A 26109-nucleotide genomic window follows, 5' to 3' on the forward strand; every position below is an offset into this window, starting at 1 on the left:
TGCTGCGCGCCGAGGCCGACGCTCGCCGTGCCGAGCAGCGCCACGCGGCAGCCGCTTCGGACGCGCTCGGCACCGCCCTCGGGCTCCGCGACCGGGCCTTCGAGGAGGGGTTCCTCGAGCACGACGGAAGCCTGCCCTTCGACGACGTCGACGCCGTGACGCCGTTGCTCGCTCCCACCCAGGAGCGGCTCCGGGCGGTGGAGGCGCTGCTGCCGCTGGCCGAGGAGCGGCTTAGCCTGGAGCAGCGACTCTCCGAGCTGGAGGGTGAGAGCGTGTCCCTCGCCGATGCGCTCCGGCTCGCGGAGGCGGACGCAGCGCTGCTGCCCGAGCGCCGGGTGGCGCTGGCAGCCGCCATCGTCAGCGCTGCCGAACAGGGCGCCCAGGCCGCAGCGCTGACCGGCGAGGCCACCGCATGGGAGGCCCGGATCACGGCAGCCGAGCGGCTGATCCTGCGCAAGGCCGACCATGCCCGCGCCGAGGCCGCCGAGCGCACCGCCACCGAGGCGCTCTTCGCCGCCAAGGAGGTCTGGCTGGGCGCCCAGGAGTCGCGTCTGCACGGCATGGCCGCGGAGTTGGCTGCCGACCTCGCGGCCGGCCATGCCTGCCCCGTCTGCGGATCCGACGAGCATCCGCAGCATGCCGTCGCCGCCCCCGGCACCGCCACCTTGGCCGACGTGAAGGCGGCACGGAGCGCCGTCGACGACGCCGAGCTCGCCCGAACCACTGCGGAGAGCGAGCTGCGCAGCATCGGCGCCGAGGTCTCAGCCCTGACCCAGGCCGCCGGTGAGCAGAGCATCGAGGAGATGCGCACCGTCCTCGGCACTGTGGCGGCACGCCGGGTTGAGTCCGAGGCAGCGCTCGCCGAGCTGCCGGAGTTGCAGGCGGCACTCGAAGCGGTGGACGCCCAGCAGCGCGCAGCCGGCGAGCGCCTCGCCGCACTCCGCGAGGCCCAGGCCGCCACCGCCGCCACCCAGCGAGCCTTGAGCAGCCGCCGTGACGAGCTCGACTCCGCGCTCACCGAGCAGACCCTGGAGCGCCTCACCGCACACCAGCGGCTCGGTGAGGCGCTGCGCACCGCGCTCACCACCGTGGTCGGGCACCACCAACGACAGGCGGAGGCGCAGATCGCGCTCCGCGCCGCCCGTGCTGAGCTGTGGGAGGCACTGGCCGCACAGCAGTTCACCGACGCCGAGGCCGTCCGGTCGGCGGCACTCGACCTCGATCGGCTGCGCGCGCTGGAGCGGGCGATCTCCGAGCACGAGACGGCGCGCGCCGCAGCGGAGGCGACCCTGCAGCTGCCCGAGGTCCGGGCCGCGCTGGCCCAGCCGGAGCCCGACCTCGCCGCGCTCCTCGGCGCTGCCGAGCAGACGCAGGCCGCCGAGCAGGAGGCGATCCGCACCGACACCGCCGCCCGTCGTCGCACCGAGCGGGTCTCCCGCCTCGCTGCCGAGGTCCGCGCCGGCCTGCAGAAGCTGGCGCCACGCCGCGACGCCGCGCTCCTCGCCGCCGAGCTGGCGGCGCTCGTCGAGGGCAAGTCCGCCAACAACCACCTGAAGATGCGGCTCTCGGCCTACGTCCTGTCCTGGCGACTCGCCCAGGTGGTCGCGGCAGCCAACGAGCGCCTGGCGAGGATGAGCGACGGTCGCTACCTGCTGGAGCACACCGAGCAGCGTGGCGCGCAGGAGAGCCGTGGTGGTCTGAGCCTGGTCGTGCGCGACGCCTGGTCGGGCGAGGCGCGCGACCCGGCCACCCTCAGCGGCGGGGAGACGTTCATCGTCTCGCTGGCGCTCGCGCTCGGACTGGCCGACGTGGTGGCCGGGGAGGCGGGCGGCACCGAGCTCGACACCCTCTTCGTCGACGAGGGCTTCGGCAGCCTGGACTCCGAGACCCTCGACGACGTGATGGACACCCTCGACGCCCTGCGTGAAGGAGGCCGGGTGGTCGGGGTGGTCAGCCACGTCGATCAGATGCGCCAACGGATCCCCCGCCAGCTCCGGCTGACCAAGGGCCGCACCGGATCGCGCGTCGAGTCTCACTTCGCAGCCGTCTGATCTGAAAGAATCGCGGCGTGCCCCACGCCGCGGACCTCCTCCTCGCCCTCGGCACCGCGCTGCTGGTCTGCGGACTGCTCGCGCGCGTCGGCGGGCGCTACGGGCTGCCGACGATTCCGCTCTACATGCTGGCGGGCCTGGTCTTCGGTCCGAGCACGCCCGGCTTGGTGCTGGTCCCCCACCCGCACGACCTCGACCTGGTCGCGCGACTCGGCCTGGTCTTCCTGCTCTTCTACCTGGGGCTGGAGTTCACCCTGGAGAAGCTCACCAGCGGCGGACGGCGGCTGCTCACCGCGGCCAGCATCTACCTGGTGCTCAACGTCGGCGGCGGGCTGATCTACGGCTTCGCACTCGGCTGGGGCGTGGCGGACGCCTTCGTGATCGCCGGCATCGTCGGGATCTCCTCCACCGCGATCGTGACCAAGGTGATCGTCGAGAACCGGCGTCTGTCCAACCCGGAGACCAAGGTGATCTTGGGCATCGCGGTCCTCGAGGACATCTTCCTGGCCTTCTACCTGGCCCTGCTCCAGCCGGTGCTGGGCGGTGCCGACAACGCGGCGGATGCGGTGATCGGCATCGCCGGCGCGTTCACCTTCCTGGTCACGCTCTTCGCGATCGCCCGCTACGGCACCCGCCTGGTCTCCCGGCTGATCTCGGTGCCCGACGAGGAGATCGTGGTCGTCGTCTTCGTCGGCCTGGCGATCGCGATGGCCGGGCTGGCCGAGGTGCTGGGCGTCTCGGACGCGATCGGGGCGTTCATGGTAGGCCTGATCCTCGGCGCCACCACCCGCGCCGGCCGACTGCGCCAGCTCACCCATCCCCTGCGTGATGCCTTCGGCGCGATCTTCTTCTTCCACTTCGGGTTGAGCATCCTGCCCGAGGACATCCTCGGCGTGGCGCCCCAGGTGCTCGCGGCGGTGGTGATGACGGTGCTCCTCGCGACGACTGCCGGGGTGATCGCCGCGCGGCTGCACGGCTTCGGCCGCCAGGACGCGGCGGCGATCGGGTTCACCGTGCTCACCCGCGGCGAGTTCTCGCTGATCCTCGCCGCGCTGGCCACCGCTGCCGGCCTCGACCCCCGGATCGGCGCGCTGGCCGCCGGCTACGTGCTGCTGCTCGCGGTGATCGGCCCGATCGCGGCCGGGAAGCTGGAGTACAGCTCACGGTTGATCCCCAAGCGCCTGCTCGGCCGCCATGCCGACGCGGCCCCGCCGCCGTCGTTGGACCTCGACGTCGGCACCTCGAGCCTGTACCAGCTCGGCACCGAGCTGCTCCAGGTCCGGGTGACGCCTGGCTCGCAACTGCACGGGGTGCACATCGCCGAGCTCCGCCTGCCGCCGGGAACCACCCCCGCCCTGCTGGTGCGCGACGGCCAGACCAGCGCCCTGCAGCCGACCAGCCAGCTGCGGACCGGCGACGTCTTCTTGATCTTCACCCGACCCGAGCTGCAGGAGGAGGCCGAGCGGCGTCTGCGCGCCGTGCACCGCGCTGGCCGGCTGGCGGCGTGGAAGGGCGAGTCCGGCCGCTAGCCGAGCCGCTCGGTCACGCGCGGAACGCCGCCACCGCGGCGCGGGCGATCCCGTCGGCGTCCAGACCGTAGTGCCGGTAGAGGTCCAACGTCGGGTCCTTCGGCACCGTCTCGTCGGTGACCCCGTGGCGGGTCAGGCGATGCGGCAGTGCGGTCGTGGCCAGCACCCCGGCCACCGCGCGGCCCAGCCCGCCGTGCACCGAGTGCTCCTCGACGGTGAGGATCGCCGGGGTCCGGGCGGAGGCACGCAGCACCGCGGCGGCGTCGAGCGGCTTGATGGTGTGCATGTCCACCACGCCGGCCTCGATCCCCTGGGCCGCCAGCCGGTCGGCTGCGCGCAGGGCCGGTCCGACCATCGAGCCCGTGGCGATGATCGTGCCCTCGCGCCCTTCACGGTGCACGTGGGCTCGCCCGGCCACCAGCTCGACGCCGGGCGGGTAGACCGGTGCCGGCCAGTCGCCGCCGGTGCGCAGGTAGACCGGTCCGGGGTGGTCCTGGAGATCGCGCACCAGGGAGGCCAGGGCGCGCTCGTCGGCCGGCGCGAGAACGGTCATCGCGGGAACCCCGCGCATCACCGCCAGATCCTCCAACGCATGGTGGGAGCGGCCGGCGTAGCCGAGGGTGAGCCCGGCGTGGTGGCCGATCAGGCGGAGCGGAAGGTCTGCCGCCAGGGCGTCGGCCTGGTCTGTCTCGCAGACGCCGAGGGTCAGGCTGGCGGCGAAAGCCGCGACGTAGGGCAGGCGCCCGGCGCGGGCCAGCGCCGCGGCGGCCTCCAGGGCGTCCTGCTCGAAGGGCCCGCCGTGCACGCAGCTGGCGCCGGCGCGGCCGGCGAAGTGGTGCAGGCCCACCGCGTCGTGCAGGTCGGCGAACGCCACCGTGATCGGCCACCCGGCCTCACTGAGCGCGCCGAGCACGTCGCTCAGCGCGGCGCTGCCGGCCGCTTCGCGGGGTTCGTGCGGGTGCGGCAACGCCGCCGTGAACCCGCCGAGGTGGTGGTCGCGGTAGGTGTTCACGCAGTGCCGGACCGCGTATCGCTGGGTGGTCATCGGGTGCTCCTCTCGTGGTGCAGAACAGATGGGGGCTCGGTGGGCGTTGGGGTGCTGGGGATCCGGCGCGGCCACCAGAACCGGTCGCCCAGGATCTGGGCCGTCGCGGGCACCAGCAGCGTGCGGACCACCAGGGTGTCGAGCAGCACCCCGATGCAGATCACGGTGCCCAACTGGGCGAGCACCACCAGAGGCAGCACGCCGAGGGCGGCGAAGACGGCGGCCAGCAGGATGCCGGCACTGGTGATCACGCCCCCGGTGGCCGCGAGCGCGCGGATCATCCCCTTGCGCACCCCTGCCTGCTCGGTCTCCTCCCACGCGCGGGTGAGCAGGAAGATGCTGTAGTCGACGCCGAGCGCCACCAGGAAGAGGAAGGCGAAGAGGGCCACCGTGTTGTCCACGGCCGGGAAGTCGAAGACGCTGCGGAACAGGAGCCAGGACGCCCCCATGCTGGCGGCGTAGGTGCTGACCACGGCGGCGGCGAGGATCAGGCTTGCCACGACCGAGCGCAGCAGCAGGAGCAGGGCGATCCCGACCAGGACCAGGATCAGCGGCATCACCACGCGCTGGTCGCGCTGCGCGCCGTCCGCCTGGTCGATCGCCTCGGCCTCGTTGCCGATCACATAGGTGGTGGGCAGGTCCGCCAGCGCCTCGCGCAGCTCCTTGGTCGCCGTCTCGCTCTGGGCGCTGCCGGCCCGGGCGTCGAAGACGACCTCGATCCGGGTGGTGCCGTCGGTGGTCCCGAGCGGCCGTGCGGAGACGACGCGCTCGACCTGCTGGGCAGCCGCCGTCACCTCGGCAGGGTCCGCCTGGGTGACGATCGTGGTCGGGTTGGTGAGGCCGGCCGGGAACGACTCGCTGAGCCGGTCCGCCGCGGCGATCGCCTCGGGCTCGGTCACGAACAGGTCGGTCTTGTCCAGGCCGGTCTGCAGGCTGAGCGCGCCGGTGGCCAGCACTCCCAGGGCGAGGACGGTGCCGAGCGCCACCGTGCGTGGCCGAGCGCTGACCAGGGTGCCGATCCGGCGCCAGATGCTGGGGGCGTCCACCAGCTGGGTCTCGCCCACGCGAGGGCGCATCGGCCAGAAGATCCACCGGTCGAAGCAGACCAGGACCGCGGGGAGCACGACCAGGGCGAAGATCATCGCGACCACCACCCCGGCCGCGCAGGAGAGGCCGAGCCCGCGTGTGGTCGGCGTCAGTGAGAGCAGCAGGGTCAGCAGGCCCACGATCACCGTGGTCGCACTGGCCAGCACCGCCTCGGCCGTGCGGGGAAGGGCACGTGCCATCGCCTCGCGGCGGTCCGGGTGCGCCCGCAGCTCGTCGCGGTAGCGGGAGATCAACAGCAGCGCGTAGTTGGTCCCCGCCCCGAAGACCAGGACCGAGAGGATGCCCTGGGTCGTGCCGTCCCAGGGCAGGTCGACGGCGGCCAGCAGGTGGGTCGAGCCCACCGCCGCAACCCGGTCCGCGACCCCGACCACCAACAGCGGGATGATCCACAGCACCGGACTGCGGTAGGTGATCACCAGCAGCACCGCGACGACGAGCATGGTGACCAGGAGCAACCGCAGGTCGGCGCCCTCGAACACCTTGGAGATGTCGGCGCGGACCGCGGCCGGTCCGGTGACCTGCAGGGTGACACCGTCGAGCGCAAGCTCGTCCAGCTCGGTGCGCAGGTCGTAGACCACCTGATCGGGGTCGGTGACGCTTCGGTCGGGAACCGGCACGACTGCGACGGCGGCCGTGCCGTCCTCGCTGACGGTCAGCGGCCCCTGGTCGCCGGTGGCGATCGCGCCGAGGTCGAGCAGCGTCGGAGCCAGCTCGTCGAGGGTCGACGCTGGCAGCTGCTGATCGCTGGTGACGGCGACGATCGCGGTGCTCCCCTCTCGCTCCGGGAGGTGCTCCAGCAGCAGCGCGGCCTCTGCGCTCGCGGAGCCGTCGGGCAGGTTGTCCTGGGCGCGCGAATCGCGGTCCACCTCCCCCACCACGCCGAGCAGCAGCCCGCCCAGCATCAACGGCACCAGGGCGAAGAGCCAGGCGTAGCGACGCGACACGATCAGACGGGTGAGCACATCGGCGGGTCCGCGCGCGTGCCGACCGGCAACGGGCATGATCTCTCCTGGGTAGGTGGGGTGTGCCCTACGATATACGTAAGTAGGTTAGATATTAAGCAGGTGAGACACATTGAGTGAAGCCTCGGGGCTCCGCAACGCCCGGCTGTTGAGTCTGACGGTCGAGAAGGCGTGGCAGGCGCGCACCACCATCGGGCGTCATGCCCAGCTCGGTGGGCATGAGCTGAGCGCTCTGCAACTGCTCGCCGACCAGGTGATGGGGCCGGCCGAGCTGGCGCGGATCCTGACCGTCAGCACGGCGGCGGCGACCGGGATCGTCGACCGGCTCGCGGCACGCGACCTGGTCGAGCGTCGACCCGACGCGGAGGATCGGCGGCGCACCGCGATCCACCTCACCGCGCACGGCAGGGCCTCGCTGCTGCGCCACCTGACCCCGATGCTCGCCGCGATCCGCGGCCTGGAGGAAGGCTTCACCGAGGCCGAGTCCGCCGTCGTCACCCGCTACCTGGAGCGCGCGATCGACGCCTTCAGCCAGGTCGCGGAGCCGAACACGCCACCGGAATGAGGCGTTTTCTGTAACCTGTTCTAGGGCATGTCTCTCGAACGGTTGCCGTCGCGAGCGGCGTCCGAAGCGTGGCGTGGCAAGGCGGAGGAGGGAGGCGTGGCGGAGCCACGACGCCTGACGACAACGCAGTCCACGGCGCGCTTCGGGGGTCGCGTAGCAGGCAATCGCCGTTCGGGAGACGCGCCCTCGTTATCCGAATCGCTAGAGGAGATGTCGTGGGAGCCCCACTCCAGTTCGCCCGCCGTTTGATGGAGCTGCCCGCGGCACCGGTGCCGCCGGGAGAGATGATCGAGCTTCCCGGCCGTGGTGGGGCGACCTACGTGAGCGACAACCCGGGGCCGACGCCGGACGCACCGGTCGTCGTCCTGCTGCATGCCCTGGCGACCACCGGCCTGCTCACCTGGTACCCGGCGGTCGGCGAGCTCAGCAAGCGCTACCGGGTGATCACCCTCGACCAGCGCTCCCATGGTCGCGGCATCACCCAGGGCACCTTCAGTCTCTACGACTGCGCCGACGACGTCGCCGCACTGCTCGACGTCCTGGGACTGGAGAAGGCGCTGATCGCTGGCTACTCGATGGGCTCGATCGTGGCGCAGCGCGTCTGGCGCCAACACCGCGAGCGGGTCACCGGGCTGGTGCTCGCAGCCAGCACGGACCGGTTCATGACCACCACCACCGAGCGCCTCTTCCACCAGGCGACCGGCGCCGCGATGCTGGGCTTCCAGCGTCCGATCACCAACCGGATCGCCGACTTCGGCGCGCGCCGCACCGCTGCCGGCCTCGGGGGTGACGCCGACCTCTACGAGTGGGCACTGGAGGAGATGCGCCGCACCTCGCCGCTGGCGGTCGGCCAGGCGGTCGCCGCACTCGGCCGCCACCACTCCCGTCCGTGGGTGTCGCGCATCGACGTGCCGACCGCCGTCGTCATCCCGACCAAAGACCGAGTGATCCCGCCGCAGCGCCAGTTCGACCTGGCGGCCCGGATCCCCGGCGCGACCGTGCACGAGGTCGCCGCCGGACATGCCGCGGTGGTGCTGCAAGCAGACGAGTTCGTCCCCGTCTTCGCGCAGGCCCTCAACACCGTTCAGGCGCGCGTGCGCGCCTGAACGGTCGGGGTCACGCCCCGACGGTGCGCTCCTTCAGGTCGGCGAGCGCCGCCGGGAAGTACTGCACGAGCTGATGCGGGTCGGGCATCGACTCGCGGCACGCCATGATGCCCACGTTGATGTCGCCGGCGTGCGACATCACCGTCACGTTCACGCCGGCGCCATGGAAGACCGGCCCCAGCGGATAGAGGGCGTCGATCCTGGCCCCGTTGAAGTAGAGCGGCACCGGCGGCCCGGGCACGTTGGAGATGACCAGGTTGTGCACCACCGGGTGCCGCTCGGCCAGGCGCAGCCCGGCATAGGCGCGCACCGCCAGGCCGAAGGTCCGCGGGGCGGCGAACTCGGCCCAGTCCTGGAGCGCGTCGGCGCTGATCGCCTGGTGGTGCTCCTTGGCCTTGCGGTTCGCCTCCGACATCATCTTCAGCCGCTCGACCGGATCGGCGATGTCGGTGCCGAGCTTGGTGAACAGCGCCGAGACCTTGTTCGCTCCCCCGTTGCGAACAGAGGTCTCCCGCACCGAGACGGGGACCGTCGCCATCAGCGACACCTCCGGCAGCTCGCCGCGCTCCTCGAGGTAGCTGTGCAGCGCGCCGCCCGCGACGGTGAGCACCACGTCGTTGACGGTGGTCCCGGTGGCGGTCTTGATCGCCTTCACGTCGACCAGCGACATGTCCGCGAACCCGACGCTGCGGTGGCCGGTGATGGTGCCGTTGAACGAGGTGCGCGGTGCGGTGAAGGGCGCCGCCATCGCCTCGCCGCGGCGCGCGCGCTCCACGGTACGGGTGACCAGCTGGCCGGTGGGCGCCAGCAGCTTGGCCGCCTGCCAGGGCTTGGTGAGCGTCGAGACGACGGCACGCCCGACCAGCTCCAGATCGCCGGGGCGCCGCTGGGGCGTGCGCGGCTCCGCCTGGACCAGCGGCGGCGCATCGGCCTCGAGGCTGCACAGGTGCGAGATCAGGTTGGAGCCGGAGACGCCGTCGACGGTGGCGTGGTGCATCTTCGAGAAGACCACCACCTGGTCGTCGAGGTAGCCCTCGATCACGACCATCTCCCACAGCGGCCGGTTGCGGTCCATGGGCAGTCCTGCAAGATGGCCGGCCAGCTCGACGAGCTCGTCGTAGCCGCCGGGTGCGGGCAGCGCCATCCGGTGCACGTGGCGGTCGATGTCGAAGTGGTCGTCGTCCACCCAGACCGGGTGGTCGAGGCGCAGCGGGACCTTGCGCAGCTTGCGGGTGAAGTGCGCGACGTTGCCCACCCGCTCGTTGATCCGCTCCTTCATCTTGTCGAAGGAGTACCCGCCCGGCATGGTCGCCGGGTCCAGGACCAGCAGGGCGCAGACATGCATCAACTGCTCGGGAGTCTCCAGGTAGAGGAAGCTCGCATCGAGACCACTCAGGCGTTCCATGCGCGGGAGCATAGCGGAGAACTAGAACATGTTCTACTAGTGGAGATTGCAACGACTCCATTCCCGCGCCGCGGCTGGCTGGGGCCCCTACGATGACAGCGTGGGTTTCTTGCGACGCCAGATGATCACTGCCGCCCTGACCGCCAACGCCCTGCGCCCTGCGCGCGGTGTGAGATCCGGGATCCCGTCCTTCGCCGCCGGCTGGCTGACCACCGAGCTGGCCCCGCATCTGCTGACCGCCACCGCGGTGGACGCCGCGGTGAGCACCGCCCGGGGCCGGGGCAGTCGGCTGGGCTACCTGCTGGCCGGCGCCAGCGCGGTCGGGCTGGCGGCGCTGGTCCGGGAGAGCGGCCGGGCCCAGGGCCTGGTCGCCGGCGCGCTCGACGCGGACCTCGGCCCCGACTACCTGCAGGCACTCGAGACGCCGCCGTCCCCGGCCGACCTGGCCACCCCGTGGCGGCGCCTGGTCAACCCGTTCCGGATGCGCGAGCCCCGGGTGAAGGTGATCCGGGGCATCGCCTATGGACCGGCCGGACGGCGCAACGAGCTCGACCTGTACCTGCCGTCCGAAGGGCCGAGCACCGGAGCACCGGTGCTGCTCCAGGTGCACGGCGGCGCCTGGACGATCGGCAACAAGGAGCAGCAGGGCGTGCCCCTGATGCAGCACCTGGCAGCCAAGGGCTGGGTCTGCGTCGCGATCAACTACCGGCTCGCGCCGCGCGACCGCTTCCCCGCGCAGATCGTCGACGTGAAGCGGGCGATCGCCTGGATCCGGGAGAACATCGCCGACTACGGCGGCGATCCGGAGTACCTCGCCATCACCGGCGGCTCCGCCGGCGGCCATCTGACCGCGTTGGCGGCGCTCACCCCCGACGACCCCACCCTGCAGCCCGGCTGCGAGGACGCCGACACCACCGTCCAGGTCGCGGTGCCGCACTACGGCGTCTACGACATGGCCGGCGCGAGTGGGCTGAAGACCGCGATCGCGATGCGCGACGGCTTCCTCGCCAGGCGGGTCTTCCCGCGCAGCTGGGAGGACGACCCGGAGGCCTACGAGGCCGCCTCTCCCCTGCTGCGGATCACCCCGGACGCCCCCGACTTCTTCGTCATCCACGGCACCAACGACACACTGGTGTCCGTCGAGCAGGCGCGGCTCTTCGTCGAGCGGCTGCGGGAGACGTCGAAGCGCACCGTGGTCTTCGCCGAGCTACCGGGCACCCAGCACGCCTTCGACATCTTCCCGTCGATCCGCAGTGCGCACGTGGTGCGCGCCATCGACCGCTACCTGCACTGGCACTGGAACACCTGGCGCCAGCAGCGCTGAGGTCAGCGCGGCAGGCCGAGGATCCGCTCGCCTGCCACGTTGCGCAGCACCTGGGTGGTGCCGCCGGCGATCGACAGGCACCGGGTCAGCAGCGCCTCGTGCAGCGCGCCCTCTGCCTCCTCGCCGCCGAGCAGCACGGCGCCGCCCAGCAGCTGGACGACCAGGTCGGAGGCGTCCTGGCGGCTGCGCACGCCCAGCAGCTTGGAGACGCTCGACTCCGGGCCGGGGCCCTGCCCGGCCAGCGAGCGGAGCACCGTGCGCACCCCCAGCAGCGAGCAGACCGTAGCCAGCGCGACGGCATGGCCCACCTTGACCTGCTCGGTGAGCGAGGCGCCGTCGAGCAGTCCGACAGCCTGCTCGGTGCTGGCACCCAGGCGGTGGCCGGCCATCGCGACGCGCTCGTTGGCCAGGGTGGTGCGGGCCAGGCGCCAACCGCCGTCGACCTCGCCGACGACCATCTCGTCCGGCACGAAGACCTTGTCCAGGAAGACCTCGTTGAACAGCGCATCGCCGGTCATCTCGCGCAGCGGGCGGATGTCCAGGCCCTCACTGCGCATGTCGACGAGGAAGTAGGTGATCCCCTTGTGCTGCGGGGCCTCGGGGTTGGTCCGGGCCAGGCAGATGCCCCAGTGGGCGTCCTGCGCCAGCGAGGTCCAGACCTTCTGCCCGGTCAGCTCCCAGCCGCCGTCCACCTTGACGGCGCGGGTGCGCAGCGAGGCCAGGTCGGAGCCCGCCTCCGGCTCGGAGAAGAGCTGGCACCAGACGATCTCGCCGAGCAGGCTCGGGCGGACGAACTGCTCGCGCTGCGCGTCGTTGCCGTGCGCGATGATCGTCGGCACCGCCCATCCGGCGATCTTGAGGTCCGGGCGCGCCACGCCGGCCGCCGCCAGCTCCTGGTCGATCACGAGCTGCTCGACCGGCGAGGCGCCACGGCCCCACGGAGCGGGCCAGTGCGGCGTCAGCAGGCCGGACTCGACGAGCGCGGCTCGCTGGGCGTCGCCCTCGAGCGCCGCGACGCCGGCGACGGCTTCGGCGACGGCGGGGCGCACGGCTGCGTCCGCACCGTCGAAGTCGACGGCGACCTGGCGACGCACGCCACGACCGGCACGCTCGGCCAGCTGGACGGCGGCGGCGTCGCCGTCTCCGATCAGGGTGCGCAGGGTCATCGCCCGGCGCAGCCGCAGGTGCGCCTCGTGCTCGAAGGTGAAGCCGATGCCGCCGAGGACCTGGATGCAGTCGTGGGCGACTGAGACGGCGGCGTCGAAGACGGTGGCCGCCGCCGCATCGGTGCTGAAGGACCACTGCTCGTCGTCGCTGAGCGCGACCGAGGCGGCGTCCCAGGCAAGGGCGGTGATCGTCTCGACGCGCTCCAGCATCTCCGCGCAGAGGTGCTTGATCGCCTGGAAGGCGCCGATCTTGCGGCCGAACTGCTCGCGCACCCCGGCATAGTCGACGGCGGTGTCCAGGCACCAGCGGGCGATGCCGCTGGCCTCGGCCGCGGCGAGCGTGATCGCCATCCGGCGCACGGTCGCGGTGGCGAGCCCGGCCACCTGCTCGACGGCGTCGAGGTCGACCGCATCCAGGGTGGCAGTGCCGAAGCGGCGGCTCAGGTCGGGGCCGGCCTGGGTGGTCGTGGTGACGGCCGTAGCCGGCACCACGTACCAGGAGTCGTCGGTGGCGCCGAGCAGGAAGTGGGTCGCGCCCGGCGTGTCCCAGACCAGCGGCACGGTGCCGGAGAGCGATCCGGCATTGTTCAGCGTGGCGTCGAGGCCGACCGCGATCCGGGCCTCGCCGGCAGCCAGCTCCTGCGCTACCGAGGTGGAGCCGAGCAGGGTGGCGGCAAGCTGGGTGCCCAGGACGCCACCCGGGACCAGCGCGTACGCCATCGCCTCGAGCGCCACGGCGCTGTCGAGCACGGTGCCGTCACCGCCACCGGCGGACTCGGGCAGTGCGATCGCCTGCAGGCCCATCTCCGCAGCCGCGGCGTGCATCTCGTCGAAGGCCGCATCGGCGACGCCCTCGACGGCGCGGGCGGCCTCCGTCGGGTTCAGGCTGAGGCCCCATTTGCGCAGGCTCGCAGCCAGCTCGACGTGCTCTTCGGAGATGCCGATCGACACCGTGGACTCCTTATCGGGGCAGACCTGTAGAACGTGTTCCAATAGTGCCATGAACGTCGCCGCTGCACAGATGCCCTCCGACCTACTGGAACACGCCTTGGCAGCCAAGGGGTTCATGCCCGCGGACGAGGGTGACCTGTTGCACACCTATGCCCGCGCGCAGCTGCCGCTAGGCCCCGCGCTGGAGGTCGGCACCTACTGCGGGAAGTCGGCGATCTACCTCGGCGCCGCGGCCCGCGAGGTCGGCGGCACGGTCTTCACCGTCGACCACCACCGCGGCTCGGAGGAGAACCAGGCCGGGTGGGAGCATCACGACACCACGCTGGTGAACCCGGGCGACGGCCGGATGGACACCCTCGGCGTCTTCCGCCGCACCATCGCCGCCGCCGGCCTCGAGGACCAGGTGGTCGCCGTGGTGGGCACCTCCCCCACGGTCGGCGCGCATTGGCGCACGCCGCTCTCGCTGCTCTTCATCGACGGCGGCCACGGCGTCGAGCCGGCCCGCACCGACTTCGCGACCTGGCCGCGCTGGGTGGCTGCCGGTGGCGTGCTGGTGATCCACGACGTCTTCCCGGACCCGGCAGACGGCGGCCGCCCGCCGTACGAGGAGATCTATCTCCCCGCACTGGCGAGCGGCGCGTTCACCGAGATCGACGTGGTCGGCTCGATGCGGGTGCTGCGCCGTACCTCAGGAGAGGCTGGGGACCTCGTCGGCTGACGGGCAGTCGCAGGTCAGGCCGATCTCGGCGAAGGGCGCCGGCAGGGTGGCGCCCTTCATGATGTCGGCGCCACCGGTCAGCCCGGCCAGCTGGTCGTAGGCCAGGATCACCGCGGCGGCGGTGTAGCTGGAGTGCTCGACCGGCCAGTTGACGTCGTCGGGCCACACGTAGCCGGTCCAGTACCGGCCCTCGTCGGCGCGCAGGTGCTGCATGTCGGCGAAGAGTGCCAACGCCTGCTCCCGTCGTCCGGATGCGTCGAGCGCCATCACCAGCTCGCAGGTCTCCGCGCCGGTCACCCAGTCGTTCTTGCCGACGCAGCGGATGCCGAGGCCCTCGACCACGAAGCGGTCCCACTCGGCGTTGCCGAGCAGCTCGCGCGCCGCGTCGTCGCTCACGGCGCCGCCCAGCACCGGGTAGTACCAGTCCATCGACCACTCGGACTTGTCCAGGAACTCGCCGGCATGCTCGCGCACGGCGTGACCGAGACGTCCGCCGGCCAGCTCCCACTCCGGCTGCGGATCGCCGAGCAGCTCCGCGATCGCCACACCGGCCCGCAGGCTCTGGTAGATGCTGGAGGAGCAGGCCAGCAGGCCCTCCTCGTTGACCTTGCCCGGGCGTCCGTCGGTCCACTCCTGGGACCAGGCGATCCCTCCCCAGTCCAGCTGGAGGGAGACCACGAAGTCGAGGGCGCGGCGCACGGTCGGCCAGAAGCGCCGGACGAAGTCGAGGTCGCGCCGCACCAGCCAGTGGTGCCAGACGCCGACCGCGATGTAGGCCGACATGTTGGTCTCCGCGGAGTGGTCCTCGACCACGCCGCCGACGATCTTCATCGGCCAGGAGCCGTCGGCGCGCTGGGTGCTGCGGACCCACTCGTAGGCCCGCTCGGCGGCCGCGACCTCGCCGCCGACCAGCATCGCCATCGCGCCTTCGACGTGGTTCCAGACGTCGGTGTGCTCACCGGCGACCCACGGGATCGCGCCGTCGGCCTCCTGCATCGCGACGATGGAGGCGGCCGAGCGTGCGATGTCGGCCGGGCTCAGGACGTCCCGGACGTCGTCGACCGGCGCTGCGGGGCGCGAGCGTGGGGAGTCAGGCCGCATCAGGCTTGGTGAAGTACAGGACCATGCTCTTGCCGATCACCGGGTCGAGCACCTTGTCGGCCACCCGCAACGAGAGCGGGTTCTTCATGATCTGCCACTCCAGGAGCTTCTGGTAGCCCCGGGCCAGCGGGTGGTCGTTGTTCTCCACGCCGACCGCGCACTTGATCCACCAGTAGGGGGCGTGCAGGCCGTGCGCGTAGGACTTGCCGGTGAAGATCATCGCGTCGCCGTCGGTGCCGTCGTTGGGCCGGCCGGCCTTGGTGATCTTGTCGATCAGCTCGTGGTCGGTGTAGATCCGGATGTGGCCACCGGGCGCGTTGTGGTAGTCCGCAGAGAGCTTCCAGTTGATCACCTCGGGCAGCCAGCGCGGCACGGAGACCGCCAGCGTGCCGCCGGGGCGGAGCACCCGGACCATCTCCTTGATCGCGTCCACGTCGGCCCAGATGTGCTCCAGCACCTCCGCGCAGACGATCCGGTCGAACTCGCCGTCGGCGAACGGCAGCGAGAGCGCGTCGCCCTCCTTGACGTCGGCCTCGGCACCGGCCGGCACCTCGCCGGCCTCCTTCATCGCGGTGAAGAGGTCGCGGACGCCGGAGAGCTCGTCGGCGTCCTGGTCGAAGGCGATCACGTCGGCACCGCGGCGGTACATCTCGAAGGCGTGCCGGCCTGCGCCGCAGCCCATGTCGAGGACGCGCTCGCCCGGCCGCAGGCCGAGTCGGTCGAAGTCAACGGTCAGCATCAGTGCTCCTGGGTGTTCGTGGAGGCGGTCTTCGTGGACGCGGCTGCGTCGATGGTCTCGCGGTAGGCCTGGGCGACGGCGACCGCGACGGCGTGCCAGCTGAACCGCTCCAGCACCCGCTCCCGGCCGGCGCGACCCATCCGGGCCCGGCGCTCGGGGTCGTCGAGGAGGTCGGCGATGGCACTGCGCAGCTGCTCCACATTGCCCGGCTCGACCAGGTCGGCGCAGAGGCCGTCGGGACCGACCACCTCGGGGATGGCACCCGCCCTGCTGACCACCAGCGGGGTCTCGCAGGCCATCAGCTCGGCGGTGGGCAGCGAGAAGCCCTCGTAGAGCGAGGGGACGCACGCCAGCTCGGCCGAGCCCATGATCTCGACCAGCTCGGCGTCGCTGACACCGTGCACGAAGCGCACCGAGTCCTTGATCGCCAGCTTCTCGATCAGCTTCTCGGTACGGCCGCCCGGCTGCGGCTTGGTCACCATGACCAGCTCGATGTCACGCTCGGTGCGCAGCTTCGCGAACGCCTCCAGCAGCGTGTGCACGCCCTTGATCGCGGCGTCGGCGCTGGCCATCGCCACGATCCGGCCCGGAACCCGGGGCGCGGTCGGCGGCACGAACGCGTCGTCGACGCCCAGCGGGATCACCTGGATCACGCCGGGGGCCACCTGGAAGTCCGCCACGATGTCGCGGGCCGAGGACTCCGAGGGAGTGAGGATCCGGGTCGCCCGACGGGCGACCTTGCCCTGCATCCGCAGGAAGCCGTACCAGCGACGCAGGGTCAGCCTCTTGCGCCAGTTGGGCGCTGCGGCCAGGTCGACGCGGCGGTCGAAGGTGATCGGGTGGTGCAGCGTGGTGACCAGCGGGAAGCCGGCCTCCTGCAGGTCGACCATGCCGGTGCCGAGCACCTGGTTGTCATGGATGACGTCGAACTCGTCGCGGCGCTTCATCAGCAGCTTCGCGACCCGCTTGCTGAAGGTCTTCGGCTCCGGGAACCCGGCCACGCACATGGTGGCGAACTCCTCGACGTCGATCAGGTCGCGGAACTCACGCGGGTGCGGGACCCGGAACGGGTCGGGCTCGCGGTAGAGGTCCAGGCTGGGCACCTTGGTCAGGCCGACGCCGGGGTCGAGCTCGGGGTACGGCTGGCCGGAGAAGACCTCCACCTCGTGCCCCAGCGCGACCAGCTCACGGCTCAGATGGCGGATGTAGACACCCTGGCCACCGCAGTGCGGCTTGCTTCGATAGGACAGCAGCGCAACTCGCATGTCTGCGACCTTCCCTTCCTCCCCCGGGCCCGTGACCCAGGACACTGACGCATGACACGCCGTCCGGCTACCCACCAAAGTGGAACGTGTTCCTATTATGGACCACTAGCGGCTAGCCTAGGCAACAGCAGCAACGTGCGTCACCACTTCGTGATTGCACCAGGACATGTGACCTGCGCCACTCAGGCGCTCAGAGAAGGGAGGAGACCGAGATGAACGCGATCAACTCCCTGCCCGCTGACCAGGTCGGCTCCACGGCGCAGCGGGAGCGGCGACGCCGGATCCTTGCCGCCACGATCGAGCTGGCGACCCAGGGCGGCTTCGACGCCGTCCAGATGCGCGCGGTCTCCGAGCGTGCCGACGTCGCGCTCGGCACGCTGTACCGCTACTTCCCCTCGAAGATCCACCTGCTGGTCTCCGCGCTGGGCACCGAGTTCTCCAAGACGGCGACCTCGCTCGAGGGCCGGACCATCCCCGGCGACACGCCGGCCGAGCGGGTGCTCAACGTGCTGGGCCGCAACACCAAGGCGATGCAGCGCGACCCGCAGCTCACCGAGGCGCTGACCCGCGCGTTCATGTTCGCCGACGCCTCGGTCTCCAGCGAGATCCACAGCGTCGGCATGATGCTGACCGGCGTGCTGGTCCAGGCGATGAACGGCGACGACACCGTCGAGCCCAGCGAGGACCAGGTCGCCATCGCCAAGGTGATCGGCGACGTCTGGCTCTCGCTCCTGGTCGGCTGGGTCACCGGCCGCCACTCCGCGGACGACGTCAGCCGCTCGATGAGCGTCGCCGTCCACCTCCTCCTCCGCTAACCGAACCTGCAGTTGTTCACACCCGAACCTGCACTGGTTCGAAATCACTCGAGCCCGCAGTCGCGATAACGACTGCGGGTTCGGGTGTGAACAAGCGCAGGTTCGGGTGTGCCGCCGAAGGCGTGGGTGGCGGTGGCGCCGCCGTCGACGGCGATCTCGGCACCCGTGACGAAGCTGGACTCATCGCTGGCCAGGTAGACGTACAGCGGGGCGATGTCGCCGGGGTTGCCGACGCGCTTGAGCGCGACCTTGCTGGCGCCGTACTCCATGGCGGCGTCGCCGCCGTGGATGCGGGTCATCCCGGTGTCGATCATGCCCGGGTGGACCGAGTTCACCCGGATGCCCTTCGGGCCGAGCTCGAGCGCGGCCGCCTTGGTCATGCCGCGGATCGCGAACTTGGTCGCGGTGTAGCCCGCGCAGCTGGCCATGCCCGCCAGACCCTCGATCGAGGAGGCGTTGATGATGGAGCCGCCGCCGTTCTCGCGCATCACCTTCGCGACGGCCTTCATGCCGAGGAAGACGCCGAGCTGGTTCACCCGGAAGAGCAGCTCGTACTCCTCCTGGGGCTGCGTCTCGATCTCACCGAAGCGCAGGATGCCCGCGTTGTTGGCGAGCACGTTGACCGGCCCGAACTCCGCAACCGTGGTGGCGACGACGGCCTCCCACGACACGAGGTCGCTGACGTCGTGGCGCACGAAGAGCGCGCTCTCGCCGAGCTCGTCGGCGAGCTCCTTGCCCTGGATCTCTGCAACGTCGGCGATGACGACCTTCGCGCCCTCGCCCACGAACGCGCGCACGATCGCGGCGCCCTGTCCCTGCGCACCACCGGTAACGATGGCGACCTTGCCGGCCAGACGGCCCATGGTGGAACTTCCTCTCGTCAGACGGTCATCTGCATGATCGAGTCAGCAGCGAAGCACTTGTTCGGGTCGCGGTCGGCGAAGTAGCCGCCGAGCTGCTTGTCCAGGTCACCGAGCGACCAGGTATCGGCCGACGCGTCGAAGCGCTGCTCGACGACCGGGGCGGCGACCAGCGAGACCATGCCGCCGTAGACCACGAAGACCTGGCCGCTGATCCGCGACGCGGCCGGCGAGGCCAGGTAGGCCACGACCGGTGCGACGTGCTCGGGCGAGAACGGGTCCACGGTCTTCCCGGACTCGTCGGGGGCGAAGACCTGCTCGGTCATCGCGGTCCGTGCACGCGGGCAGATCGCGTTGGCGGTGACGCCGATCTTCGACAGGCCACGCGCGGCCGACAGGGTCAGCGCGGTGATGCCGGCCTTGGCGGCGGCGTAGTTGGCCTGACCCGGCGAACCGGAGAGGAACGCCTCCGAGGAGGTGTTGACCAGGCGGCCGTAGACCGGAGCACCGGTCTCCTTCGACTTGCCGCGCCAGTAGGCGGCGGCGTTGCGGGTCAGCAGGAAGTGACCACGCAGGTGGACCTTGATCACCAGGTCCCACTCCTCGTCGGAGAGGTTGAAGATCATCCGGTCGCGGGTGATGCCGGCGTTGTTGACCACGATGTCGAGGCCACCGAGCTCCAGCGCGGTGGAGACCATCGCGTCAGCGGTGCTGCGCTCCCCCACGTCGCCGGTCACGATCCGCACCTCGGCACCGAGGCTGCGCAGCTCGTCGGCTGCGTCGTCGGCTGCACCCGGCAGGTCGTTGAGCACGATGTTCGCGCCCGCACTGGCCAGGGCTCGCGCCTCGGCGCGTCCGAGGCCTGCTCCGGCGCCGGTCACCACGGCGACCTTGCCGCTGAGATCCAGATTCTCCTGGGTCATCTTGTCCTTCATCCCTCCACGATGGAGATCGCGGACTTCGGGCACGCCGCTGCGGCGCGCTGCACGCGATCACGGTTCTCGTCGGTGACGTCCTCGACCTTCACGACGAGGTAGTCGTCGTCGTCAAGCTCGAAGGCGTCCGGGGCCATCGCCTCGCACAACCCGTTGGACTCACACAGGTCGAAGTCAACCTTCACCTTCATGAATTCGTGCCTCTCTGCCCACTCACCGGGCTAATTCGTGGTCAGTCAGCTTCGCTGGAGTGACCGGGGAACACGTGCGCAGTGGGATCGATGACCACTGCTGCGTTGTTGACGGCGGTCGCCGCCTCGCCGAAGCCGACGGCGATCAGGCGCACCTTGCCGGGGTACTCGGTGATGTCACCGGCGGCGAAGACGCGCTCCAGGTTGGTGCGCATCGCGCTGTCGACGATGATGTGGCGCTTGTCGAGGGTGAGCCCCCACTCCTTCATCGGCCCGAGATCGGCGACGAAGCCGAGGGCCGCGATCACCGCCTGCGCCGGCAGCTCGCGCGTCTCGCCGCCGTCCAGGGCGAGCTCGACGGAGGTCACCGACGCGTCGCCGTGCACGGCGCTGAGCTGCGCCTTGGTGATGATCTCGACGCTCGAGGCCTGCACCTGGGCGACGGTGCGGGCGTGGGCGCGGAAGGCGTCGCGCCGGTGGACCAGGGTGACGCTGCGCGCGATCGGCTCGAGGTTCTGTGCCCAGTCGAACGCGGAGTCCCCGCCGCCGACGACCACCACGTCCTTGCCGCGGTAGGGCTCGAAGGAGGGCACGAAGAACTCGATGCCGCGGCCGACCCACTCCCCGCCCACCGGCAGCGGACGGGGTGCGAACTTGCCGATGCCGGCGGTGATCAGCACCGCCTTGGCCCGGACCACGGTGCCGTCGTCACACCCCACCTCGACGCCCTCGGCGTCGCTGACCAACGACGAGGCGGTGCGGCCGAGCAGGTACTCGGGCTTGGCCGTGTCGGCCTGGGTGACCAGGCCCTCGACCAGCTCGCGGCCCTTGACCGTGGGAAACCCGCCGACGTCCAGGATCGCCTTCTCCGGGTACATCGCGGTGATCTGGCCACCGAGCTCGGGAAGGGAGTCGATCACCGCAACCGACAACCCGCGGAACCCCGCGTAGTAGGCGGCGAACAGACCCGACGGTCCGGCACCGATGACAAGCAGATCAGTCTCGATCATCACGCGCTCCTGCCTTCTGCCACGCCCATTGTGGAACGTGTTCTAGTTTGGCACAGATCCGCGCCGTTGTGGCGCGGTCCGGGAGCTTCATCCTGCCTTGATCTCGTCGATCTTCCAGGCGTTATCGACACGGATCGCCGAGACGATCAGCCGGATCGGGTTGACCTCGGAGCTCGCGTTCGCGCCGGTCCCCTTGGCGACGAACTGGTTGGCGAACAGCAGGGCGGTCACCCGGTCGCTGGACGCGGAGATCACCGACTGTCCGACCGCCGTCATCTGGTACTCGGCGTTGTTGGCCTTGACCTTGCCCGCGGTCGCCGCGAACGTCTCCTGGTACTCCCCCTCGAGGAAGTCGTCGGTCATCAGCGCGGAGACGTCGTCGACATGGGTGTCGATGGTCTTGGCCGAGAAGGTGAAGATCTTGGTCACCGCCTTGGCGACCTCGTCCACCGACGAGGCCCACTCCACCGAGCCCACCGTCACCGGAAGCTCGCCCTCCTTCGGCAGCTCGAACTCGCCGGCACCGATGGTCGGCTCCCAGCGGTCGACGTCACCCTCGTCCGGCTCGCCCGCGAACCAGGTGACGGTGAGCGCGAGCAGCAGGACGACGGCAACGGCCAGCACGCTGCTGAGCACGACCGTGGTGCGCCGGTTGTCCAGCACGCCGGACTCCGTGGACTCACCGCGGGGCGCCCTGGGTGCCTTCGGAGGCTTGGGGGCCTTCGGGGGCTTCGTGGTCTCGACCTCGGCCGGCTCCTGCTCGGCCGTGGCCGGCGTCGGCCGCGCGCTCTGTCCCGCCACCCGGCGCACCGGACGCGGGCCGCTCGGCGTGGCACCGAGCCGACGGGGCTTCTTCGTGTCGCTCATCAGGGCACGAAGACCAGGTCGTTGGTCAGCCAGCGGCCGCCCTCCCAGACCAGCTTCAGCTGAAGTCGCTGGGCCTGGGCCTTCTTGCCGTTGCTGTCCTTGTTCTGCACGGTTCCCTCCATCGCGACCAGCACGGTCGCGTTGTCCTGGTCGGCAGCCACCACGCCAGCGGCGACGACGTCGCCGGTCTGCACCGTCTGGTACTTGGTGGTGAGCTTGACCAGGGCCTCCATGGTCTGCTTGTACTGCTCGGCGAAGTCGCCGGTCGCGCCGGCCAGAACCCGGTCGTTGTAGTCGTCGATCTCGCGGTAGTCCACGTTCATGAACGCCTTGGCCTGGTGGGTGCCGGCCAACAGCACGGCGCTGTGCAGGTCCTCACCGTCATGGTCGAGGAGGACACCCGCCGGGACGGCGTCGTCCGAGCCGGTCACGACGTTGCGAGCGCGGTCGACGACGCCGGTGGCGGACTGCTGCTGCAGGATCACCAGCAGCAGCGCCAGGCAGGCGGCGGCGACCACAAGCACGTAGAGCACGACGTTCAGCCGCGAGCGCGAGAGATTTGAGAAGTCAGGCATCTGTCAGTTCACCGGTCCTACCAGCATCCACTTCCACGAGTCGTCTCCGAGAACCGAGAGACTACGGGGCTGATTGATCCGCACGGGGTTGCCGTTCCGGTCGACGAGAGAGTCGCTGTAGCCGGTCGACGAGTCGTAGGTCCCGCGGTAGGCGCTGCCGCCCTTCCAGGCATGACGCGTGGGCGAGCGGTCCGACCCGCGCTGCAGCGCGTCGGCACGCTTGCACTGCGCCGGGAAGGTCGGGGTGTCGGTCAGATCGTGCGGCGAGCGCCATTCGCTGGCGGGCTTGTAGCCCGCACCCGTACAGGGCAACGGCGTCTGCGCCAGCTGGATGTTCGTGTGGCCCCAACCGTCGCCCGGGGTGCCGGTGAAGCCGGCTGCCACCGCCCGCGGGAACTCCACCAGGATCTGCTCGACGCCGGAGATGTTGGCCATGATCACGCCGTTCATGTCGATCATGTTGGCCAGCAGCACCGGGATGGTCGGCTGGAGGTCCTTGAGCAGTCCGTCGACCTCCTGCAACGCCGGCGGCGCCTGGCGCAGGGTGCGGCGGAGGTCCTTGTCGCTCTTCTTCAGGGACCCGGTGAGCGCGGCCAGGTCGTTGGCGAAGGAGGTGATGTTCTCGCCCTGCTTCTTCTGGGTGGCGAGCACCTTCTGTCCGGCGCGCAGCAGCCGGATCGTCTCGGCGGTGTGCGCAGTCGCCTCGTCGACGAACTGCACCCCGCCCTCGATCAGCTGGTTGAGCGGCGCATCGGTGTCGGCGAACATCGTGCCGACCTCCTCCAGCACCACCGAGGTGCTCTCCTTGTCGACCGAGCTGACGAACTCGTCGAGCTGGACCAGGAGGTCGTCCTCGCCGACCGGCAGCGAGGCGTTGTTGCCGGTGAAGCGGGTGCCCTCGGTGGCGTACGGGCCCGAGGAGCTGGGCGGCTCGAAGTCCAGGTACTGCTCGCCGACGGCGCTCAGGTTGTGCACGTAGATGGCGGAGTCCTTGGGCAGCTTGGTGCCCTCCTCGATCGCAAGCTCGAGGTCCAGGCCGTCCTCGGTCGGCGTCATCTTGGCGACCTTGCCGATCTTGACGCCGCGATAGGTCACCGAGGCGCCCTCGTAGAGACCGGCGGAGTCGGGCAGTGAGGCCTGCACGGTGAAGCCGCGCCCCAGCACCTTGTCCACCACGCCGAGATAGCTGGCGGTCACGTACACGATGCCGACGGCGCTGAGCACCACGAAGAGCATCAGCCGGATCTTCACTCCGCGGGTCATGACGGCAGCGTCCTTCCGTAGAGGTCAGTAGGAGCGGCGTCGGACTGCGACGGGTCCACCAGGCCCTGCTGGAGCTTGCCGACGCCGAGCAGGCCGTTGAGCACTCCCCCGGAGCTCCCGCGCGAGAGCGACTCCTGCTCGGAGCGGGAGAGCCCGAGCAGCGAGGTCAGGTCCGGCAGCGTGCGCACGATCAGGCAGACCGGGTTGTTGCGCAGACCGGCGCCCTCGCACAGCGCCTTGAGGTTCTTGACCAGGTCCAGGTCGGCGAGCACCGCCTGGCAGGCCTTGCCGAGCAGGTTGCCCGAGGCCAGGCACTTGCCGACCTTGTCCAGCACCTGGCCGGGGTTCAGCAGCGGCACGTCGCCGATGAAGTTCTCCAGGTTCACGTCGAGCTTGATCTGCGCGTTGGCGTAGTCGCCCTTCACGATCTCGCGTGCCTCGGCCGGGAACGGGAAGCTCAGCATCAGCGACAGCCCGCCCGGCAGCGCCTGGCCGGCATCGTTGAGATTGGCCAGGATCGGCTTGAGGTCGCCGAGGATCGCGACCAGGTCGTCCTTGGTGGCGCCGATCACCCGGGTCCCGACGCGGCCGAGCTTGTCGAGCTCGGTCAGCATCGCGACCAGGTTGTCCTGCTGCGAGCGCAGCACCTTCACCGCCGGAGCCATCGCGTCGATGGCGTCACCGATCGTCTCGCGCTCGGCGTTCAGCGTGGTGCTGAGCCGGTTCATCGCCTCCAGGGCGTTGATGATGTCAACCTTCTGGTCGTCGATCGTGCCGACCACCTCGTCGAGGGTCGAGAAGAGCTGCTTGAGGTCGTCCTGACGGCCGTCCATCACCGCGTTCAGCTCGTGGGTGATGGTGCCGAGCTGCGCGACTCCGCCACCGCTGAGCAGGAAGGAGAGTGCGCCGAGCACCTCCTCGACCTCAGGGTTGCGGCCGGTCTCGGAGAGCTCGATGTGCGCGCCGTCGCCGAGCCGCCCGACCGGCTCGGTGGCCGTCGGCGACTCCAGGGACACGTACTTCTCGCCGAGCAGGCTGGTCTGGCGGATCTCGGCGACCGCATTCGCGGGCAGCTCGATGTCGTCCCGCACCCGCATCTGCACCGACGCATGCCAGCCCTTGCGCTCGACGTCGAGCACCTCGCCGACGGTCACGTCGTCCACCATCACCGGCGACTTCGGGACGACGTTCATCACGTCCTCGAAGTCGGCGGTGATCTCGTAGGAGTGCTCCGCGTCGACGGGCGAGCCCGGCAGCGGCAGGTCGTAGGCGCCGTCGAAGTCACAGGCGCTCAGCGTGCCGGTGGCGACGACGAGTGCCGCGGCTCCGGCCAGGCCCTTCCACAGCTTGTTCCGCATCTCAGCTGCCTCCCATCAGGTCGGCCAGGGTGGCGGTGGTGTTCGCGTTGTACTCCTCGACGTCGGGACGCGCCTGCTTGCGGTTCGGCTTGGTCGGCTTCTCCCCGCCCGGGCCGCTGCGGCCGAGGACCGGCGAGGTCAGCGGGACCAGCAGGTTCTCGAAGAGGGTGCAGGCGGTGTTGGTCAACGCGTTGCTGATCTTGTCGCTCTGCGTGATCAGCGCGCACAGGAAGCGATCGAAGCGCGCGATGTTGCCGGCGAAGCTGAACCGGGAGTTCTGGCTGCCGGTGCGCACGTCGAAGCCCGCGTTCAGGTTGCCGATGGCGACCGGGCCCGCGTAGAGCGCCCGGTTGAGCTGCTCCTTCTCCGACGCCACCGCCTTGACCGCCTTGGTGAGGCGCTTGACGTTGGTGCTCAGGCCCTTGCGGTTGTCCGCGACGAAGGTCTTCACCGTGGTCACCGCGCCGGCTACCGCAGCGAGCGCGGCCTCCAGCTCCTGCCGCTCGTCGGCCAGGTCGGAGGAGACGCCGGCCAGGTCGGCGACGAACGCGTTGACCAGCTCGTCGTTGGCGGCCAGGGTCTCGGTGAACGAGGCCAGGTTGGTGACGGTCTCGAACAGGTCGCCGCTGCTGCTGCCGAAGGTCTCGGCGGCCTCGGCGAGGCTGCGGATCATCTTGTTGCCCTTGGCGCCCTTGCCCTCGAGCTGCTCGGCAGCCACCTCCAGCACCCGGTTCAGGGTGCCGTCCTTGTTGACGCCGTTCGGGCCGAGCGCCACCGAGAGGTCGCGCAGGCTGGAGTAGATGCGGTCCAGCTCGACCGGGACGCCGGTGTCCGGCAGGGCGATCTCCGCGCCGTCGGCAAGCGTAGGTCCGGACTCGTAGACCGGGGTGAGCTGGATGAAGCGGTCGGCGACCAGGGTGGGGGTGACGATCACGGCCTTGGCATCCGCCGGGATCTGGTAGTCGGCGTCGTACTCCATGGCGACCCGGACGGACTCGCCGTCCGGGGTGACCGAGGTGACCCGGCCGATCTTGACGCCGAGGATGCGGACCTCGGTCTCCGGGTAGATGCTGACCGCACGCGGGAAGTAGGCGGTGGCGGTCTTCGTCGGCTCCTCGCGGTCCAGGACGACGAAGGCGACCGCCACCAGGGCGAGCACCGCGACGGCGGCGAGGATCTTGGCGTTCACTTGGCGCAGCAC

General features: G+C 70.6%; 23 protein-coding genes. 7 read left to right on the forward strand and 16 right to left on the reverse strand.

The window, feature by feature from the left end; translation table 11 throughout:
* On the forward strand, positions 1-2051 hold a 2051-nt coding region (locus tag ABD151_RS02360), incomplete at its 5' end, for an SbcC/MukB-like Walker B domain-containing protein (protein ID WP_343990941.1).
* A 17-nt stretch (positions 2052-2068) separates the two neighbouring features.
* Entirely contained in the window at positions 2069-3580 is a 1512-nt protein-coding gene (locus ABD151_RS02365) for a cation:proton antiporter (RefSeq protein ID WP_343990943.1), read from the forward strand.
* 13 nt (positions 3581-3593) lie between these two features.
* Here the strand turns inward: ABD151_RS02365 and ABD151_RS02370 are convergent, their stop codons facing one another.
* The gene (locus tag ABD151_RS02370; RefSeq protein WP_343990945.1) at positions 3594-4625 is read right to left on the reverse strand and encodes a transketolase family protein; all 1032 of its coding nucleotides are present in this window, start codon (positions 4623-4625) and stop codon (positions 3594-3596) included.
* Positions 4622-6733 carry an MMPL family transporter gene (locus tag ABD151_RS02375; protein WP_343990947.1) on the reverse strand — a complete coding sequence of 704 codons (2112 nt, stop codon included), beginning with the start codon at positions 6731-6733 and terminating at the stop codon, positions 4622-4624. Before ABD151_RS02375 ends, ABD151_RS02370 begins: the two co-directional genes overlap by 4 nt.
* A gap of 73 nt (positions 6734-6806) precedes the next feature.
* Here ABD151_RS02375 and ABD151_RS02380 point away from each other — a divergent pair, with 73 nt between their 5' ends.
* Positions 6807-7259: a MarR family winged helix-turn-helix transcriptional regulator gene (locus ABD151_RS02380; protein ID WP_343990949.1), complete on the forward strand. Its 453-nt coding sequence runs from the start codon at positions 6807-6809 to the stop codon at positions 7257-7259.
* A 215-nt stretch (positions 7260-7474) separates the two neighbouring features.
* The gene (locus ABD151_RS02385; RefSeq protein WP_343990951.1) at positions 7475-8365 is read left to right on the forward strand and encodes an alpha/beta fold hydrolase; all 891 of its coding nucleotides are present in this window, start codon (positions 7475-7477) and stop codon (positions 8363-8365) included.
* Positions 8366-8375: 10 nt separating this feature from the next.
* On the opposite strand, the gene ABD151_RS02390 is transcribed toward ABD151_RS02385, so the two are convergent.
* Positions 8376-9770 (reverse strand): WS/DGAT/MGAT family O-acyltransferase, encoded by a 1395-nt coding sequence (locus tag ABD151_RS02390; protein WP_343990953.1) that lies wholly within the window; start codon positions 9768-9770, stop codon positions 8376-8378.
* Positions 9771-9870: 100 nt separating this feature from the next.
* On the opposite strand from ABD151_RS02390, the gene ABD151_RS02395 reads away from it, so the two are divergent.
* The gene (locus ABD151_RS02395; RefSeq protein WP_343990955.1) at positions 9871-11094 is read left to right on the forward strand and encodes an alpha/beta hydrolase fold domain-containing protein; all 1224 of its coding nucleotides are present in this window, start codon (positions 9871-9873) and stop codon (positions 11092-11094) included.
* Between the two features lie 2 nt (positions 11095-11096).
* Here the strand turns inward: ABD151_RS02395 and ABD151_RS02400 are convergent, their stop codons facing one another.
* Positions 11097-13211 carry an acyl-CoA dehydrogenase family protein gene (locus tag ABD151_RS02400; protein ID WP_343990957.1) on the reverse strand — a complete coding sequence of 705 codons (2115 nt, stop codon included), beginning with the start codon at positions 13209-13211 and terminating at the stop codon, positions 11097-11099.
* A gap of 49 nt (positions 13212-13260) precedes the next feature.
* Between ABD151_RS02400 and ABD151_RS02405 the strand changes: the two genes are divergently transcribed.
* On the forward strand, positions 13261-13929 hold the full coding sequence (locus ABD151_RS02405; protein WP_343990959.1) for a class I SAM-dependent methyltransferase: 669 nt from the start codon (positions 13261-13263) through the stop codon (positions 13927-13929).
* Here ABD151_RS02405 and ABD151_RS02410 read toward each other — a convergent pair.
* The 3 genes from ABD151_RS02410 to ABD151_RS02420 are packed head-to-tail and all read right to left on the reverse strand — an operon-like array spanning position 13900 to position 17034.
* The gene (locus ABD151_RS02410) at positions 13900-15030 is read right to left on the reverse strand and encodes a glucosidase family protein (RefSeq protein WP_343990961.1); all 1131 of its coding nucleotides are present in this window, start codon (positions 15028-15030) and stop codon (positions 13900-13902) included. The genes ABD151_RS02405 and ABD151_RS02410 overlap by 30 nt on opposite strands.
* Positions 15020-15769, reverse strand: coding sequence for a methyltransferase domain-containing protein (locus tag ABD151_RS02415; protein WP_343990963.1), 750 nt, complete (start codon positions 15767-15769; stop codon positions 15020-15022). The genes ABD151_RS02410 and ABD151_RS02415 overlap by 11 nt, the downstream gene beginning before the upstream one ends.
* Positions 15769-17034, reverse strand: coding sequence for a glycosyltransferase family 4 protein (locus ABD151_RS02420; protein WP_343990965.1), 1266 nt, complete (start codon positions 17032-17034; stop codon positions 15769-15771). The genes ABD151_RS02415 and ABD151_RS02420 overlap by 1 nt, the downstream gene beginning before the upstream one ends.
* Before the next feature lie 212 nt (positions 17035-17246).
* Here ABD151_RS02420 and ABD151_RS02425 point away from each other — a divergent pair, with 212 nt between their 5' ends.
* Positions 17247-17849 carry a TetR family transcriptional regulator gene (locus tag ABD151_RS02425; RefSeq protein WP_343990967.1) on the forward strand — a complete coding sequence of 201 codons (603 nt, stop codon included), beginning with the start codon at positions 17247-17249 and terminating at the stop codon, positions 17847-17849.
* 44 nt (positions 17850-17893) lie between these two features.
* Here ABD151_RS02425 and ABD151_RS02430 read toward each other — a convergent pair whose 3' ends face one another.
* The 9 genes from ABD151_RS02430 to ABD151_RS02470 all read right to left on the reverse strand — a co-directional run bounded on the left by ABD151_RS02430 (position 17894) and on the right by ABD151_RS02470 (position 26109).
* Positions 17894-18712 carry a glucose 1-dehydrogenase gene (locus ABD151_RS02430; RefSeq protein ID WP_343990969.1) on the reverse strand — a complete coding sequence of 273 codons (819 nt, stop codon included), beginning with the start codon at positions 18710-18712 and terminating at the stop codon, positions 17894-17896.
* 17 nt (positions 18713-18729) lie between these two features.
* The gene (locus ABD151_RS02435; RefSeq protein ID WP_343990971.1) at positions 18730-19644 is read right to left on the reverse strand and encodes a 3-oxoacyl-ACP reductase; all 915 of its coding nucleotides are present in this window, start codon (positions 19642-19644) and stop codon (positions 18730-18732) included.
* Entirely contained in the window at positions 19641-19835 is a 195-nt protein-coding gene (locus ABD151_RS02440; RefSeq protein WP_343990973.1) for a ferredoxin, read from the reverse strand. The genes ABD151_RS02435 and ABD151_RS02440 overlap by 4 nt, the downstream gene beginning before the upstream one ends.
* A 41-nt stretch (positions 19836-19876) precedes the next feature.
* The gene (locus ABD151_RS02445; protein WP_343990975.1) at positions 19877-20845 is read right to left on the reverse strand and encodes an NAD(P)/FAD-dependent oxidoreductase; all 969 of its coding nucleotides are present in this window, start codon (positions 20843-20845) and stop codon (positions 19877-19879) included.
* An 87-nt stretch (positions 20846-20932) separates the two neighbouring features.
* The gene (locus ABD151_RS02450) at positions 20933-21712 is read right to left on the reverse strand and encodes a hypothetical protein (RefSeq protein WP_343990977.1); all 780 of its coding nucleotides are present in this window, start codon (positions 21710-21712) and stop codon (positions 20933-20935) included.
* Entirely contained in the window at positions 21712-22287 is a 576-nt protein-coding gene (locus ABD151_RS02455) for a hypothetical protein (protein ID WP_343990979.1), read from the reverse strand. Before ABD151_RS02455 ends, ABD151_RS02450 begins: the two co-directional genes overlap by 1 nt.
* Before the next feature lie 3 nt (positions 22288-22290).
* The gene (locus ABD151_RS02460; RefSeq protein WP_343990980.1) at positions 22291-23550 is read right to left on the reverse strand and encodes an MlaD family protein; all 1260 of its coding nucleotides are present in this window, start codon (positions 23548-23550) and stop codon (positions 22291-22293) included.
* Positions 23547-24908, reverse strand: a complete 1362-nt coding sequence (locus tag ABD151_RS02465; protein WP_343990982.1) for an MCE family protein — start codon at positions 24906-24908, stop codon at positions 23547-23549. Before ABD151_RS02465 ends, ABD151_RS02460 begins: the two co-directional genes overlap by 4 nt.
* A gap of 1 nt (position 24909) precedes the next feature.
* Positions 24910-26109, reverse strand: a complete 1200-nt coding sequence (locus ABD151_RS02470; protein WP_343990984.1) for an MCE family protein — start codon at positions 26107-26109, stop codon at positions 24910-24912.

Source organism: Nocardioides dubius (assembly GCF_039528155.1).
In the GTDB taxonomy this organism is placed as follows: Bacteria; Actinomycetota; Actinomycetes; order Propionibacteriales; family Nocardioidaceae; genus Nocardioides; species Nocardioides dubius.

Coding starts and splice junctions, on each gene's coding strand:
- ABD151_RS02370 (WP_343990945.1), bottom strand. CDS start 4,625: ATGACCACCCAGCGATACGCGGTCCGGCACTGCGTGAACACCTACCGC.
- ABD151_RS02375 (WP_343990947.1), bottom strand. CDS start 6,733: ATGCCCGTTGCCGGTCGGCACGCGCGCGGACCCGCCGATGTGCTCACC.
- ABD151_RS02390 (WP_343990953.1), bottom strand. CDS start 9,770: ATGGAACGCCTGAGTGGTCTCGATGCGAGCTTCCTCTACCTGGAGACT.
- ABD151_RS02405 (WP_343990959.1), top strand. CDS start 13,261: ATGAACGTCGCCGCTGCACAGATGCCCTCCGACCTACTGGAACACGCC.
- ABD151_RS02410 (WP_343990961.1), bottom strand. CDS start 15,030: ATGCGGCCTGACTCCCCACGCTCGCGCCCCGCAGCGCCGGTCGACGAC.
- ABD151_RS02415 (WP_343990963.1), bottom strand. CDS start 15,769: ATGCTGACCGTTGACTTCGACCGACTCGGCCTGCGGCCGGGCGAGCGC.
- ABD151_RS02420 (WP_343990965.1), bottom strand. CDS start 17,034: ATGCGAGTTGCGCTGCTGTCCTATCGAAGCAAGCCGCACTGCGGTGGC.
- ABD151_RS02425 (WP_343990967.1), top strand. CDS start 17,247: ATGAACGCGATCAACTCCCTGCCCGCTGACCAGGTCGGCTCCACGGCG.
- ABD151_RS02430 (WP_343990969.1), bottom strand. CDS start 18,712: ATGGGCCGTCTGGCCGGCAAGGTCGCCATCGTTACCGGTGGTGCGCAG.
- ABD151_RS02435 (WP_343990971.1), bottom strand. CDS start 19,644: ATGAAGGACAAGATGACCCAGGAGAATCTGGATCTCAGCGGCAAGGTC.
- ABD151_RS02440 (WP_343990973.1), bottom strand. CDS start 19,835: ATGAAGGTGAAGGTTGACTTCGACCTGTGTGAGTCCAACGGGTTGTGC.
- ABD151_RS02445 (WP_343990975.1), bottom strand. CDS start 20,845: ATGATCGAGACTGATCTGCTTGTCATCGGTGCCGGACCGTCGGGTCTG.
- ABD151_RS02450 (WP_343990977.1), bottom strand. CDS start 21,712: ATGAGCGACACGAAGAAGCCCCGTCGGCTCGGTGCCACGCCGAGCGGC.
- ABD151_RS02455 (WP_343990979.1), bottom strand. CDS start 22,287: ATGCCTGACTTCTCAAATCTCTCGCGCTCGCGGCTGAACGTCGTGCTC.
- ABD151_RS02460 (WP_343990980.1), bottom strand. CDS start 23,550: ATGACCCGCGGAGTGAAGATCCGGCTGATGCTCTTCGTGGTGCTCAGC.
- ABD151_RS02465 (WP_343990982.1), bottom strand. CDS start 24,908: ATGCGGAACAAGCTGTGGAAGGGCCTGGCCGGAGCCGCGGCACTCGTC.